Genomic DNA, 14,166 nt, shown 5'->3' with positions numbered 1-14,166 from the left:
GGTAATTATATCAAACGCTTAAAGCAAAACCGGATTATTATCGCCCCGTCATAGCGGCTTGAGCCGGCCAAACTGGTCGGCACGGCGAAATACCAGCCAGTATTCGCGGTGACCCTGCATATAAAAAACATCCTCCGGCTTGTCTTTTTCCAGCGAAACCAAGTATCCGGCGGGATGGCTCAGCGCCCAGCGCTCGGCCTCGGCAGCCGTCGCCAATACCGGCAACGGTTCGGTCAATCGCCCCAGAAAATTCAACTGGCCTTGGTAATTGCCGACGTAAACGTAAGGCACGCCCTGCTCGTTGAACGACTTGACCTGCAGCGCCGCCGGACGTAAATCGTAGGCCAAGCCGACATATCGAAAGAAGAAGATAAAACCGGCGAAAACCGCCGCGACCACGGCTGCCGACAGGGCCGCCGCCGGCACTGCCCGCCATCGCCAAACTGCAACGGCCAAGCCCAATGCCACCGCCAATACGCAGCTCCCCCAGTCCATCCTGACGCTCTGCACCCATTGCAACTTGGCCAAACCCGGTATCTGCGGCAGCAGCAGTAAAAAAATCCCGACCAGCGCAAACAAAGCCGGAACCAAGGATTCCGCGGCGACGGAACAGGCTGGGCGGCTGCGCGACAACACTCTGGCGACGACCAGCGCAAAAGCCGGCAGCATCGGTACCAGATAATGCAATTGCTTGCTCGGCAGGGCCGAAAACACTACGAATACCGAAACCAGCCAGATCGAGCTGAACGCCAAACCTTTATCTCCGGCAAAACCCTGGCGCAATCCCGCCCATAAACGCGGCCAGAATAGCCACGGAAACAATAACAGCGGCAAGAACTGCAAATACCAGAAAAACGGCCGGGTATGGATTTTGGTACCCACCGTGCGGTCCGCGGTTTGGTGCCACAAAATCGCATCGCCGTATTCTTGGCCGCCGGCTTGAGCCGCAGGCAGCGCCCAGGCCAAAGCCAACGCCGCTCCAACCGCAATCGCTGCCAGCAGCCCCAGCCACCACGCCTTGTCCGGCGCGTGACGATCCGCCCGCCAGAATTTGGCGAGCACAGCGGTAGGCAGCAAGTGCAGAAAAACCACCGGCCCCTTGGCCAACAAGCCCAAACCGATCGCCAAGCCGAAGTAAAGCCAGCCCTTCCGGACTTGCCCCCCCGCTGCCGCCAACAGACCGACCATGCCCAGCATCACGCAATCCGTCAGCAAGATGTCGAACATGGTCGATGTAGCAAACAAAGTCCAAAGCAAGGTACCGGCCAATACCCACGGCGCCAATCCGGCAACATCGGCCTGCCCGGGCCAAAGCATTGCCGCCAAGCGCCGAACCAGCAGCAAATTAACCAGCGCCGCCAACGGCCCCACCAAACGCGGCCACCAATCGTTGACGCCGAACACGCCCCAACCGGCCTGGATCAACCAAAACAACAGCGGCGGTTTATGGCTGTAGGTGTGCCCGTTCAAATACGGCACTAAAAAATCGCCGCGCAGCCACATCTCCCAGGCCACGCTCAGATAACGGGTTTCGTCGATCGGAATCGGCGCACGAAAAAAAACGCTGAGGCTCAGCAAGAACCAGAGCAAAAATACACCCCAACGGTAAATCGGATCGCTAGATACGTTCATGTAGAAAATTTTGTAACTGTAGCGGCTGGCTGCCGTTGCAGCGCAAGACCGGACTAAAACCGATAGCCAAAGCCAGATTCATGCCATTGTGTAGATAGAGCGGTTCAGAAGTCACGCTCCGCAATTGAAAACGCCCGCGGCGGCCGCTTCAGGTTGATATGAACCGATGCAACGGTTGAATTGCCCCGCCGCTAAACCTGCAAACGCCAGGCAAGCGATTCCCCGGCGCGCAGCGGCGTGATGGCAACCCCCGAATCGGCATCGGCGTATACCTCGGGCACCTGCCACACCTGTTTGGTCAAGGTCATCGTGCCGCTGTTGCGCGGCAACCCATAGAAATCGGCGCCGAAATCGCTGGCGAAGCCCTCCAACTTATCCAAAGCACCGACCGAAGCGAAGGCTTCCGCATATAGCTCCAGTGCGATCGGAGCAGTGAAACAACCGGCACAACCGCATGGGTTTTCCTTAAGCGAAGTCAAATGCGGCGCGCTGTCGGTGCCGAGGAAAAATTTCGGGTTGCCGCCGGTCGCCGCGCTTAGTAAGGCCTGGCGATGATGCTCGCGCTTTAGAATCGGCAGACAGTAATAATGCGGCCGAATCCCGCCCGCCAGCATAGCATTCCGGTTATAAAGCAGATGTTGCGGCGTGATCGTCGCGCCGACATTGGCCGCAGCCGATTCGACAAATTGCACGGCTTCTGCGGTAGTCAGGTGTTCGACGACAATCCGCAATCCCGGAAATTGGCGCACAATCCGGCTAAGCGTGCGGTCGATGAAGATTTTTTCGCGATCGAAAATATCGTATTCGGCATCGGTGACTTCACCGTGAACCAGTAACGGCACGCCGTATTTTTCCATCGCTTCCAACAGCGGATAAGCCGCGTCGATATTGGCGACGCCGGCATCGGAATTGGTCGTAGCACCGGCCGGATATAGCTTGAAGGCATAGACGTGTGCGCAGTCGGCAGCGTATTTTATTTCTTCCGCTGTCGTGTTTCCGGTCAGATATAGCGTCATCAAGGGCTGAAAAGCGGAGCCCTCCGGAAGCGCGACCAGTATTTCCTGCCGATAATTTAACGCTTGAGCCACGGTCGTGACCGGCGGCTTCAGATTGGGCATGACGATCGCCCTTGCGAATTGCCTGGCGCTATGGCCGATGACCGACCGCAACATACTTCCGTTTCTGACGTGCAAATGCCAGTCGTCGGGCTGGCGGATGGTCAATTTGTCCATATTCTCCGGGCGTTTTCATTTAAAATGGCGCGACATTCTAGCATTAAGGGCCTTGAAAATTTAAAACCAGCCCTTAGTAAGCGGTTTTTAGAGACTTTCAATTGGAGAAGCAGATGCCTATTTACGAATACCAATGCAACGCTTGCGGGCACGAACACGAGGCCCTGCAAAAACTGGGTGCCGAGCCTTTGGTGGTTTGCCCGGCCTGTAACGAAGCCGAATTGAAAAAGAAAATTTCCGCGGCCGGATTCAGGTTGAAAGGCAGCGGCTGGTACGAAACCGATTTCAAAAGCGGCAACAAGAAAAACGTCGCCGGCGAGAGCAAGACTCCGGAAAAATCGGGCGGCAACAGCGGTGGCTGCGGCGGTAGTTGCGCCTGCCATTAAACTTGCCTGAAACCCCATAAATTCGTACCATCGCCAGCTTTTTGAAATATTCCGAGAGACATTATGCGTAGCCACAAGTGTGGAGAATTGAACACCCAGCATCTGGGACAAACCGTGGCCCTGTGCGGCTGGGTGCACCGCCGCCGCGACCACGGCGGCGTGATTTTTATCGACTTGCGCGACCGCGCCGGACTGGTGCAAGTGGTGTTCGATCCCGATGCGGCCGAGAGTTTCGCGATTGCCGAGCAGGTGCGTAGCGAATACGTACTGCGTATCGAAGGCATTGTCCGCGACCGCCCGGAAGGCACGCATAATCCGAATATGTCGACCGGCCAAATCGAAGTGCTGGGCAAACATATCGAAGTGTTGAACGAAGCCGAAACCCCACCGTTCCCGCTGGAAAGCGACATCGAAGTCAACGAGGAAACCCGTTTGCGCTTCCGCTACATCGATCTGCGCCGCACCGCGATGCAGCAAAAGATGAAAGTGCGCCGCGACGTGACTCGTCATTTGCGCCAATTTCTGGACGATCACGAGTTCTTCGAAATCGAAACCCCGTACCTGACCAAGGCCACTCCGGAAGGCGCTCGCGACTATATCGTCCCTAGCCGTACCCACCAGAATTCGTTCTTCGCCTTGCCGCAGTCGCCGCAGCTTTACAAACAGCTGCTGATGATCGCCGGCATGGACCGCTATTACCAAGTCGTGCGTTGCTTCCGCGACGAAGATTTGCGCGCCGACCGCCAGCCGGAATTCACCCAGCTCGATATCGAGACCTCGTTCATGAACGAGCAGGAAATCATGGCGGTGATGGAAGAAATGATCCGCCGCCTGTTCAAGGACATCATCGACGTGGACTTGGGCGACCAATTCCCGGTGATGAGTTACGCCGAAGCGATGCGCCGTTACGGTTCCGACCGCCCGGACCTGCGGATTCCGCTGGAATTGGTAGACATTGCCGACGAAATGAAACACGTCGAATTCAAAGTATTCTCGGGTCCGGCCAACGATCCGAACGGCCGCGTGGTGGCGATGAAATTGCCGGAAGGCGGCGACTTGAGCCGCAGCGTCATCGACGAACTGACCAAATTCGTCGGCATTTACGGCGCTAAAGGCTTGGCTTATATCAAGGTCAACGATCTGGCTTCCGGCATCGACGGCCTGCAATCGCCTATCGTCAAATTTGCCCCGGCCGATGTCTGGGCCAAAGTGATGGCGAAAGTCGGCGCGCAAAACGGCGACCTGATTTTCTTCGGTGCCGACAAAGCCGGCATCGTCAACGAAGCGATGGGCGCGTTGCGCGTCAAGCTCGGCCTCGATCGCAATCTGTTGACTGGTCCCTGGAAACCGCTTTGGGTCGTCGATTTCCCGATGTTTGCCTGGGACGAGAAGGCCCAACGCTACACCGCGATACACCACCCGTTCACCGCGCCAAGCTGCTCGGTCGAAGAACTGGTCGCCAACCCGGGCAGCGCGCTGTCGCGGGCTTACGATTTGGTCTTGAACGGCACCGAAGTCGGCGGCGGTTCGATCCGGATCAACCGCACTGCGATGCAACAAACCGTATTCGACATTCTAGGTATCGGCCACGAAGAAGCCCGCGAAAAATTCGGCTTCCTGTTGGATGCCCTGAAATACGGCGCGCCACCGCACGGCGGTATCGCCTTCGGTCTGGACCGCTTGGTGATGTTGATGACCGGCGCCGGTTCGATCCGCGACGTTATCGCCTTCCCCAAAACCCAAACTGCGGCCTGCCCGCTATTCAACGCGCCTGCCGTGGTCAGCGAAGAACAGCTCAAAGAATTGGGCATCCGTCTGCGCAAACCCGCTGGCAAAGAAGAAAAGCAAGACTAATCCGCCGCTCGGCAGCAGGCGAACCGTTAGAACGGTCCGCCTGCTCTCTACTTTTTGTCCGGCCAAAACCCGCGACAAATTGCCTTGACACAAATCAATAAATATTGCCAAACAAACATTGACTTTTTCTACGGTATTGATAAGTTAATCACGTTATTTTTGTTAAATAACAGATCCGAGTCGCGGATCTTTAAACTGACACAGGGATTAGCGTCCCCGGCTCCCGATTGCGGAGGAGGTTGGTATGAACAAAATAACCCCCCATCTAATTCGCGATTTAAACGCCACACTTCCGGAAGGCACCGAATGCTATCTGTGCTCGGCGGTTAGACAAGCGCTCAGCAAATACCGTAAAGGGCGCGAACCGGCGGCTTACCTGAATAAGGAACAAGCGGTACCGATGCTTGCGACCCGTTTGGGCCGCGGCTTGAAACGCTTTTTCGTCCGGGACGTACAAGCTGCGCTCGACAGCATGGACAACCAAAAAAATCGCCTGAGCTGGCCGTTCTGACCTGGCATTTGGCAATGCTTGCTTTATATTGATCCGGAACCCATGCCGAATACCCCCTTCACTAGCTAGAAGGGGGCGTTTTTTCTCGGCAACACCAGCCTCAGGCATTAGTCAACGGAAAAGCCAATACCTCGGCAATCGATTCACTGCCGGTTGCCAACATCAATAACCTGTCCAAACCAAGCGCCACACCGCTACAGTCCGGCAGACCGGAAGCCAAGGCTTCCAGCAGATACCGGTCCTTGGCAACCGCAGGCAGGCCGTTTCGATCGCGGTACGCGATTTCGCGCTCGAACCGCCGTTCCTGCTCGTAGGGATCGGCCAATTCGAAAAACCCGTTGCCCAGTTCCACGCCGTTTACAAAAACCTCGAAACGCTCGCTGACGCGCGGATCGTCGCTACGGTTCCTGGCTAAAGAAGACTGTATCGCCGGATAGCCGTAAACCAGATACAGCGTGCCTGCGGCCATCGCCGGCTGTACCCGGTGGCTGAAGATAAAATCCAACCACAAGGCATGGTCGTTCCCGCACAACGCAATGGCTTCCGCTATGCCGTGGCCGACCGCATAGGCGGCGTAAGTTTCGTGCTGAAATACCAACGGATCCAGACCCACGCTGTCCAGGAATAGTTGCCGGTAGGAAATTTGTATCGCCGGCAATGGCAGGCCGTCCGCGGCCAATAAAGACCGCACCAGCTCGGCCACCTCGGCCATTAATTGCTGCAGATCGAAGCCGACTCTGTACCATTCCAGAATCGTGAATTCCGGATTATGGAAGCGGCCGGCTTCACCGTTGCGGAAGGCCTTGCAAATCTGGTAGATACTGCCGCTGCCGGCCGCCAGCAGCCGCTTCATCGCGAACTCGGGCGAGGTTTGCAGAAACAGGGGTTGCCGTGTCGGCGGCGCCAGGTAAACGCTGCTGAAAAAATTCAACTGCGGATCGGTGCCGGTAGTCCGGCATAACAGTGGGGTTTCGACTTCCAAAACTTGGCGCTGGTCGAAAAAACGCCTGATAGCGGCGAGCATTTGCGCGCGCCGGCGCAAATGCTCGATAGAGCAAGCAGGCTGCCAGGCAGCAGCCACTATTCTTTGACGCGGGAGACGTACTCGCCGGTACGGGTATCGACTTTGATCACTTCGCCGGTTTGCACGAACAGCGGCACCCGCACCACGGCGCCGGTTTCCAGCGTCGCCGGCTTGCCACCGCCACCGGAAGTATCGCCCTTTAAGCCCGGATCGGTTTCGGTAATCGCCAATTCGACGAAATTAGGCGGAGTCACGGATAGCGGCGAATCGTTCCACAAGGTCATCGTGCAGATATCCTGCTCCTTCAACCATTTGATGGCTTCGGACACGGCGTTTTTGTCGGCTTGGTACTGTTCGAACGTGTCAGGCACCATGAAGTGCCAGAATTCGCCGTCGCTGTAAAGATATTGCATTTCCTTATCGACGACGTCGGCACCCTCCACGGTATCGCCGGATTTGAAAGTGCGCTCGATTACCCGGCCGGTTTTCAGATTGCGGATCTTGACCCGGTTGAAGGCTTGGCCTTTACCGGGCTTAACGAACTCGTTCTCGATAATCGCGCAAGGGTCGTTATCCAGCATGATCTTCAAACCGCCCTTGAACTCGTTGGTGCTAAAAGTCGCCATTTTTTCCTCGTGAAACAAACAATAAGCCGACGATTATAATGGATAAGATTTTTATTCGGAAACCGGAGCGATTTTGAACACCCCGTCCGCCACATGGCAACAGGCGTTGGCCGATGCCTTCGACAGCGTTGCCGACTTGTGCGCCTATCTGCAACTTTCACCCGCCGATTTGAGTTTACCTCGCCAAGCCACTGCATTTCCGCTGCGGGTTCCGCGCGATTTTGCAGCGCGCATGCAAGCCGGTAACCCTAACGACCCGCTGCTGCGCCAAGTGTTGCCGGATCTGGCCGAATTTAACGATTACCCCGGCTACACCGACGACCCGGTCGGCGATTTGCAAGCCGTGGCCCAAACCGGCGTCATCCACAAATACCACGGCCGGATTCTGCTGATCGCCACCGGCGCTTGCGCGGTGCACTGCCGCTACTGTTTTCGCAGAAACTTTCCTTACGGCGAACTGCAATTGTCCGGCCAGAAAATCGACAGCGCGCTGGCTTACGTCGAGCAACGCCCGGAAATCGGCGAAGTAATTCTGAGTGGCGGCGATCCGTTGCTGCTGAGCGACGCCAAACTCGAACGGCTAATGCGCCGCTTCGCCGAAATTGGCCATATAAAGCGCATCCGAATCCATACCCGCACCCCGGTCGTGCTGCCGCAACGCATAACCGACGAGCTGTTGGCGGCATTTTCGGCGCTGCCGGCCCAGATCGTCATGGTTTTACACGTTAACCACGCCCAAGAACTCAGCGATTCGGTTAAACGAATCTGCACAGAACTCAGACGTTGCGACGTCACGCTGTTAAACCAAAGCGTGTTGTTAAAGGGAATCAACGATGACGGCGAACGGCTACGCGAGCTTAGCGAGAAATTATTCAGCTTTAATATACTGCCCTACTACCTGCATCTGCTGGACCGCGCCAGCGGCGTCGGCCATTTCGAAGTCAGAGAAGCGGAAGCGCGCATTTTGCACCAATACCTGCAACGTCATTTGCCCGGCTATTTAGTACCGAAGCTGGTCAAGGAGCAAGCCGGAGCGGCCTTTAAAATCCCGATTTGCTAGACAGGCCGGCAAAAATCGGCTGCGGCAAAATTCACATTTGCATGGCTGCAGTCTAAGATTTCCGTTCCGAGAACGGCTTACCCCCGACCCCACCCGCCATGACCGACAACGCTTCCGAACCCTCCGAGCAGCTTCCGCGCCTGGCGTTGATCGGCGCTTGCCTGCTATTGCTCTGCGATGTTGCGGTAACCTTGTTTCAGCATGTCAGCAACCGTAGCGCATTGTCCGATTTGCTCAGTTTGGTATTACCCGGAATTACCGCGCTGTTGGTATTCGGTGGCTTATTGCTGCGGCCGCCGCGCGATACCTCGCTGGCTTCTCGAATACGCCGCAATTACGATGTGCTGGACTATCCGGTGGTCGTTGCCGACAACGCCTGCCGAATACGCGGGCTTAACCGCGCCGCCGAGTTGGTTGCCGGCAAAAGCGGCGAAGAACTGCTCAATTTACCGGTACACGCCTGGTTTCACCCGCGCCAATTCGACGAAAGCGAATGCCGCTTGTGCCAACACATCAAAGCCGGAAAAGCCATGGCTGGCGCCGACTTCGCCTTTCCGGGCGATCGCTGGCAGGAAATCTCGCTGCAGCGTTTGAGCTCGCGCAACAATAGCGAATTGATCGAATTCCACATCGACGTTACGCCACGCAAGCGAGTCGAAGAACAGTTGACGCTGGCGATCGACGGCGCCCAACTCGGCTATTGGGATTGGGAATACCCAACCGGCAAGCATATAGTCAACCAACGCTGGCTCGATATGCTGGGCCTGAATCCGGACGAACTGGACAATTACGTCAGCGATTGGTCGCAGCGCTTGCACCCGGACGACCGGGAACGGGTGCGAACGACAGTCGATAAGCACATTGCCTGCCGCCGCCCCTACGTCGTGGAATTCCGCATGCGGCACAAACTCGGCCACTGGGTGTGGATTCAAGGCTCCGGCGCAGTGGTCGCCCACGACCCGGTCAGCGGCCGCCCCACCCGTTTATGCGGTACGCATCAAGATATTAGCCAGCGGAAGCAATCCGAGACCAATTTGCAGGCCGCCTACCAAATCATCAGCCGCAGCGGTGCGGTAGTGCTGAAATGGAATAATTCCGAGGGCTTGCCGGTCGAATTCGCCACTGAGAACGCCCGCCAGCTATTCGGCTACGGCGCGGAACAACTGGTCAACGGCGGCATGTTTTATGCGAACTTGATCCATCCCGACGATTTGGCCGCGTTTCAACGGGAAATCGAAGCCGGCGGCGAAACACTGGAATGCCAGGAAATCGTGCATCAACCTTACCGTATCGTCACCCACGGCGGCGGCATCAAGTGGGTGCAAGACCGTAAAATGATCGTTCGCAACGAGCAAGGCCGGATTACCGATTACCAGGGCCTGGTCAGCGACATCACCCAGCAACGCCAACAAAACCGGGCGATCCGCAACATCATTTCCAGCACCGTGCCGCAGAACGCGGAATCTTTGCTGGATAACTTGACCTTGCTGACTCTGGAAACGTTGGGGGCCGATTACGCCCTGGTCGCAGAAGTATTGGAGAACGGCCGGGCACGCAGCCTGTGTTTATGCGCGCACGGCAAAATCGTGCCTAACCAGGAATTCAACTTGCTCGACTCGCCTTGCCGCACGGTCGCGGACGGCCGGATTTGCTGCTTCGAAAGCGGCGTCAGCCAACTTTTCCCGGCGGCGGAGTGGCTGCAAGCTCTTAATATAGAAGGCTATCTCGGCATCCCGCTGCAGGACAAGCAGCAAAAAAGCTTCGGTTACATTGCCGTGTCGTATTGCAAACCGATTCCGGACGCGACGTTCGCTACCGACATCCTAAAGCTGCTCGCGCTGCAAATCAGTGCGGAATTGGCGCGCAGCCGGGCCATAGACGCGTTGCAGGACCAGCAGCAGCGCTTGCTGGATGCCCAGAGCATTTCCCATATCGGCGACTGGCGCTGGCGTTTGGCGGACGGCCATTTCAGTTGGTCGGACGAAATGTACCGCATTACCGCGACCAACAAACAGGATTTTTCCCCGGATTTTTCCGCGATTGTGACCAGGCTGGTCCACCCGGAAGACCAGGCTTTTTTCAAATCGGCGATGCAGAACGGCGTCCACGGCGGCATTATCGACTTCCGCCACCGGATCGTGTTGAGCAACAAGGAAATCCGCCACGTGCACCAGCGCGGCAAGGCCCTGCGGGATGCCGACAACAAAACCGTGGGCGTACAGGGCACCATGCAAGACATCACCGACCGCCTGCAAGCCGAGCAACGGTTATTGGAGGCCAAGCAACAAGCGGAACAGGCCACCCGAGTCAAATCCGAATTTCTGGCCAATATGAGCCACGAAATCCGCACGCCGATGAATGCGATTATCGGCCTGGTAGAACTGTGCCTGAACACCGGCATCACCGCCAAACAACGCGACTACTTGGAACGGGTCGAAACTGCATCGCGCTCGCTGATGACCATCATCGACGATATTCTGGATTTCTCGAAGATGGAAGCCGGGAAAATGCAGTTGGAATCCACCCCGTTCGTGCTCGAGGAAATGCTGGATAACGTGTTTTCCACGATGTCGGAACTCAGTGCCCGCAAAGGTCTGGCACTGGTCCGGCCGCCGGCCGACCAGACCCGTCTGGCGGTAGTCGGCGACCCGCAGCGCTTGCGACAAATATTCATCAACTTGATCGGTAACGCCATCAAGTTCACCGAGCAGGGCGAGATCAAAGTCACGCTCAACGAATTAAGCCGTTCGGCGCAGCAGACCTGCATGCAATTCAGCATCAGCGATACCGGCATCGGCATGAACGCGGAGATGCAAGCCAGACTGTTTCAAGCCTTCAGCCAGGGCGACAGCAGCGTTACCCGCAATTACGGCGGCACCGGACTCGGTCTGATCATTTCCAAACAACTCGTCGAACAAATGGGAGGCAGCATCAGCGTCTCGAGCCGGGAAAACGTCGGCTCGACGTTCACGTTCAGCGTCAAATTGGGCATCAGCAACATGGCCTCGATCCGGCAAGCGCAATACCAGCGCAAAAATACGCTGGACGTCGACAAGCTGCATACGATAGCCGGAGCCCGGGTGTTATTGGTCGAGGATAACGAGGTGAACCGGATTGTCGCAATCGAATTACTCAACCAAGCCGGCATCGAGGTCGAAGTGGCCGAAAACGGCGAAATCGCGCTGAAAAAACTGCAACAAACCGCATTCGACTGCGTCTTGATGGACGTACAAATGCCGGTGATGGACGGCTACCAAACCACTCAGCAATTGCGATCGATTCCAGGCTGCCAAACCCTGCCGGTGATCGCGATGACGGCCAATGCGATGAGCAACGACCGCAACAAATGCCTGCAAGCGGATATGGACGATTTCGTCAGCAAGCCGATTTTGCCGGAAACCCTCTACGCGGCGCTGGTAAAGTGGATTACGCCGCGCAACCTGACCCAGCCGAGCCTACCGCCGCCGGACTCTGCCAACAACCATATCCCTTACCTTTACGGTATCGACAGCATGGTCGGCTTACAACACACGGCCGGGAACCGCACGGTTTATCGCAAGATCCTGCAAAAATTTGCCGAAAACCATGCCGATACCATGAACGAGATCAATCAGGCCCTCACCGACAACAATTACGATAAAGTTTACCAATTGGTCCATACTTTAAAGGGATTGGTCGGCTCACTCGGCGCGCTACAGTTGCAAAGCCAGTTGTTCAGGCTGGAGGAATGCTTGGCGGCTAACTCATCAGAGCGCACGAACCAGGCGGCAATCGAGCACAATATTGCCGCGACCGCGTCGGAAATGGCCAAAGTGATTCGCGGCATCAACAGCGCACTGCCGGCCGACGCCGAACCCGAAGCGAAAATCCGCTTGTCGCCGTTAGAAGTGAGGCAACAACTGGCATTACTGGTCAACAAATTACAAGTCTTCGACTCGGATGCGGACCGGCAGATGGAACAAATCGTGGCCGCCATCGAAGACGCAAAACTGGCGGACGCCTTGGCACCGGTCAAAAAGCAAATCGCCAACTACCAATTCGTGGAAGCCGCCCAGGCACTGAACCGTTTACTGGACTCAGGAATGTAAAGACATGGAAAACCCGAAGGCCCATACCGTGCTGGCAGTGGATGACAGTCCGGAAAATTTGGATTTAATCAAAAACATATTGGAGCCTTACTACCACGTCAAAGTCGCCGTCAACAGCGAATTGGCGTTGCAAATTGCCGCCAGCCAGTTGCCGGATCTGATCTTGCTGGATATCGTGATGGACGGGACCGATGGCTACCAGACTTGTCTGCAACTCAAAGCGCAGGACAAGACCCGCAACATACCGATCATTTTTCTGACGGCCAAACATTCCGAAGAGGACGAAGTGCACGGCTTTCGCATCGGCGGCAACGATTACATTACCAAGCCCTTCTCTCCATCCATCGTCTTGGCCCGGGTCAGAACCCAAATCCAACTGAAAACCAAATCCGATTTGCTGGAAAAATTGGCGTCGCTGGACGGTTTGACCGAGATCCCCAACCGCCGCGCCTTCGATGCGGCCCTGGAACGGCAATGGAACCAATCCAAACGTACCGGCATGCCGCTGTCGTTGATGATCGCCGATATCGATTCGTTCAAACAATACAACGACTTTTACGGCCACCCGATGGGCGACGAGTGTTTGAAACGGGTCGCGGGGGCATTGCAAAGCATAACCCATCGCCCTGAAGATTTGGTGGCGCGGCTCGGCGGCGAGGAGTTCGCGATTTTGCTGCCCAATACCGACAGCATCGGCGCCATGCTGCGGGCCGAACAATACCGCGAGGCCGTCGAGGCTTTGAAAATCCGCCACGTCAGCAACAACCCCACCGCATTCGTCACCATCTCCGCCGGGGTCGCCAGTTTACGGGCCCATGCCCACGACCAATACGCGATCTTGTTAAAAGCGGCAGACGATGCGTTATATCAAGCCAAAAATCAGGGCCGTAACCGGGTCTGCGCCAACAACCTGACAGAGATTCCGTGACGGCCGCAGCGCACGCCGGCATCGAGAGTATCCGGGAAACCGGCTATAATCCAACTCCACATCCACCACCGATCGGCGCCGCTTCGTTCCGCATATGCACGTTTATCTCGATTTCAACGCATCGTATCTTGCCGCATTCGTGATGGGCCTGCTCAGCAGCCTGCATTGCATCGGCATGTGCGGCTCCATCATCGGCACACTGACGTATAGCCTGAAACCCGAGCTGCGCAACGACAAGCGGCGTTTGTTCGAAATCGTACTGAATTACAACCTGGGGCGAATTTTCAGCTACGCGCTGGCCGGTGCCTTGGTCGGCGCCGTGCAAATATTCTTGAGCATGCCGTTCAGCCAAGGCCAAGCGCACCGGTTGTTGCAGATTTTATCCGCCGCAGTGATGGCCGGCGCCGGCCTGTACCTGGGAGGCTGGTTCCCGCGTTTTGCCTATATCGAAAAAATGGGCTCGCGTTTTTGGAAATGCATCGAACCCCTGGGCCGGCGCCTGATTCCGGTACAGAACCGCACCCAGGCCTTACTGTTCGGCATGGTTTGGGGCTGGCTGCCGTGCGGCTTGATCTACACGGCCTTGGCGTTGGCAGCGACCGCCCAAGGAATAGTCCACAGCGCAATGACCATGCTGGCTTTCGGGTTGGGGACTTTACCAGCCGTGATGGGAACCGGTATAATGACTTCGTTTCTGACTCGGCTTTCCAGACTGCGCCAATTCAAGCATGCGGTCGGGGCCCTGTTTATCATTTTCGCATTATTGGCAGCCTTTCCTTGGCTAAACCCGATGCGCGTTGAACACATTATGACGTATTGAGAGGT

At 56.5% G+C, this 14,166-nt stretch carries 11 protein-coding genes; 7 read left to right on the top strand and 4 right to left on the bottom strand.

Annotation, left to right across the window (positions count from 1 at the left end; genetic code table 11):
• Nucleotides 1-48: 48 nt before the first annotated feature.
• Nucleotides 49-1,632, bottom strand: coding sequence for a glycosyltransferase family 39 protein (locus tag VXJ35_RS07315; protein ID WP_064021068.1), 1,584 nt, complete (start codon nucleotides 1,630-1,632; stop codon nucleotides 49-51).
• Between the two features lie 191 nt (nucleotides 1,633-1,823).
• A complete protein-coding gene (gene pyrC, locus VXJ35_RS07310; protein WP_064021067.1) occupies nucleotides 1,824-2,864 on the bottom strand; it encodes a dihydroorotase in 1,041 nt (346 codons plus the stop codon).
• Nucleotides 2,865-2,977: 113 nt separating this feature from the next.
• On the opposite strand from pyrC, the gene VXJ35_RS07305 reads away from it, so the two are divergent.
• The 3 genes from VXJ35_RS07305 to VXJ35_RS07295 all read left to right on the top strand — a co-directional run bounded on the left by VXJ35_RS07305 (nucleotide 2,978) and on the right by VXJ35_RS07295 (nucleotide 5,615).
• Nucleotides 2,978-3,250 carry an FmdB family zinc ribbon protein gene (locus tag VXJ35_RS07305; protein WP_064021066.1) on the top strand — a complete coding sequence of 91 codons (273 nt, stop codon included), beginning with the start codon at nucleotides 2,978-2,980 and terminating at the stop codon, nucleotides 3,248-3,250.
• Between the two features lie 63 nt (nucleotides 3,251-3,313).
• Nucleotides 3,314-5,104 carry an aspartate--tRNA ligase gene (gene aspS, locus VXJ35_RS07300; RefSeq protein ID WP_064021065.1) on the top strand — a complete coding sequence of 597 codons (1,791 nt, stop codon included), beginning with the start codon at nucleotides 3,314-3,316 and terminating at the stop codon, nucleotides 5,102-5,104.
• A 244-nt stretch (nucleotides 5,105-5,348) separates the two neighbouring features.
• Nucleotides 5,349-5,615, top strand: a complete 267-nt coding sequence (locus VXJ35_RS07295; RefSeq protein ID WP_054759789.1) for a hypothetical protein — start codon at nucleotides 5,349-5,351, stop codon at nucleotides 5,613-5,615.
• Nucleotides 5,616-5,715: 100 nt separating this feature from the next.
• Here VXJ35_RS07295 and epmA read toward each other — a convergent pair whose 3' ends face one another.
• Together epmA and efp are read right to left on the bottom strand one after the other, a co-directional pair.
• Nucleotides 5,716-6,696: an EF-P lysine aminoacylase EpmA gene (gene epmA / locus VXJ35_RS07290; protein WP_064021064.1), complete on the bottom strand. Its 981-nt coding sequence runs from the start codon at nucleotides 6,694-6,696 to the stop codon at nucleotides 5,716-5,718.
• Nucleotides 6,696-7,265, bottom strand: a complete 570-nt coding sequence (gene efp / locus VXJ35_RS07285) for an elongation factor P (RefSeq protein WP_054759815.1) — start codon at nucleotides 7,263-7,265, stop codon at nucleotides 6,696-6,698. The genes epmA and efp overlap by 1 nt, the downstream gene beginning before the upstream one ends.
• 73 nt (nucleotides 7,266-7,338) lie before the next feature.
• Here efp and epmB point away from each other — a divergent pair, with 73 nt between their 5' ends.
• The 4 genes from epmB to VXJ35_RS07265 all read left to right on the top strand — a co-directional run bounded on the left by epmB (nucleotide 7,339) and on the right by VXJ35_RS07265 (nucleotide 14,161).
• On the top strand, nucleotides 7,339-8,325 hold the full coding sequence (epmB, locus tag VXJ35_RS07280; protein ID WP_064021063.1) for an EF-P beta-lysylation protein EpmB: 987 nt from the start codon (nucleotides 7,339-7,341) through the stop codon (nucleotides 8,323-8,325).
• Nucleotides 8,326-8,423: 98 nt separating this feature from the next.
• Nucleotides 8,424-12,413 (top strand): PAS domain-containing protein, encoded by a 3,990-nt coding sequence (locus tag VXJ35_RS07275; RefSeq protein WP_064021062.1) that lies wholly within the window; start codon nucleotides 8,424-8,426, stop codon nucleotides 12,411-12,413.
• Nucleotides 12,414-12,417: 4 nt separating this feature from the next.
• Nucleotides 12,418-13,341: a diguanylate cyclase domain-containing protein gene (locus VXJ35_RS07270; protein WP_064021061.1), complete on the top strand. Its 924-nt coding sequence runs from the start codon at nucleotides 12,418-12,420 to the stop codon at nucleotides 13,339-13,341.
• Nucleotides 13,342-13,435: 94 nt separating this feature from the next.
• Nucleotides 13,436-14,161: a sulfite exporter TauE/SafE family protein gene (locus tag VXJ35_RS07265; RefSeq protein WP_064021060.1), complete on the top strand. Its 726-nt coding sequence runs from the start codon at nucleotides 13,436-13,438 to the stop codon at nucleotides 14,159-14,161.
• The last annotated feature ends 5 nt before the right edge of the window (nucleotides 14,162-14,166 follow it).

It is taken from the genome of Methylomonas sp. DH-1, from assembly GCF_046097555.1.
Taxonomy (GTDB): Bacteria; Pseudomonadota; Gammaproteobacteria; order Methylococcales; family Methylomonadaceae; genus Methylomonas; species Methylomonas koyamae.
This window is presented reverse-complemented; position numbering and strand designations above follow the sequence as displayed.

What these genes read in the sequence shown, in the direction of transcription:
- VXJ35_RS07305 (WP_064021066.1), top strand. Translation starts at nt 2,978, where the DNA reads ATGCCTATTTACGAATACCAATGCAACGCTTGCGGGCACGAACACGAG.
- VXJ35_RS07265 (WP_064021060.1), top strand. Translation starts at nt 13,436, where the DNA reads ATGCACGTTTATCTCGATTTCAACGCATCGTATCTTGCCGCATTCGTG.
- VXJ35_RS07275 (WP_064021062.1), top strand. Translation starts at nt 8,424, where the DNA reads ATGACCGACAACGCTTCCGAACCCTCCGAGCAGCTTCCGCGCCTGGCG.
- VXJ35_RS07315 (WP_064021068.1), bottom strand. Translation starts at nt 1,632, where the DNA reads ATGAACGTATCTAGCGATCCGATTTACCGTTGGGGTGTATTTTTGCTC.
- aspS (WP_064021065.1), top strand. Translation starts at nt 3,314, where the DNA reads ATGCGTAGCCACAAGTGTGGAGAATTGAACACCCAGCATCTGGGACAA.
- VXJ35_RS07295 (WP_054759789.1), top strand. Translation starts at nt 5,349, where the DNA reads ATGAACAAAATAACCCCCCATCTAATTCGCGATTTAAACGCCACACTT.
- VXJ35_RS07270 (WP_064021061.1), top strand. Translation starts at nt 12,418, where the DNA reads ATGGAAAACCCGAAGGCCCATACCGTGCTGGCAGTGGATGACAGTCCG.
- pyrC (WP_064021067.1), bottom strand. Translation starts at nt 2,864, where the DNA reads ATGGACAAATTGACCATCCGCCAGCCCGACGACTGGCATTTGCACGTC.
- efp (WP_054759815.1), bottom strand. Translation starts at nt 7,265, where the DNA reads ATGGCGACTTTTAGCACCAACGAGTTCAAGGGCGGTTTGAAGATCATG.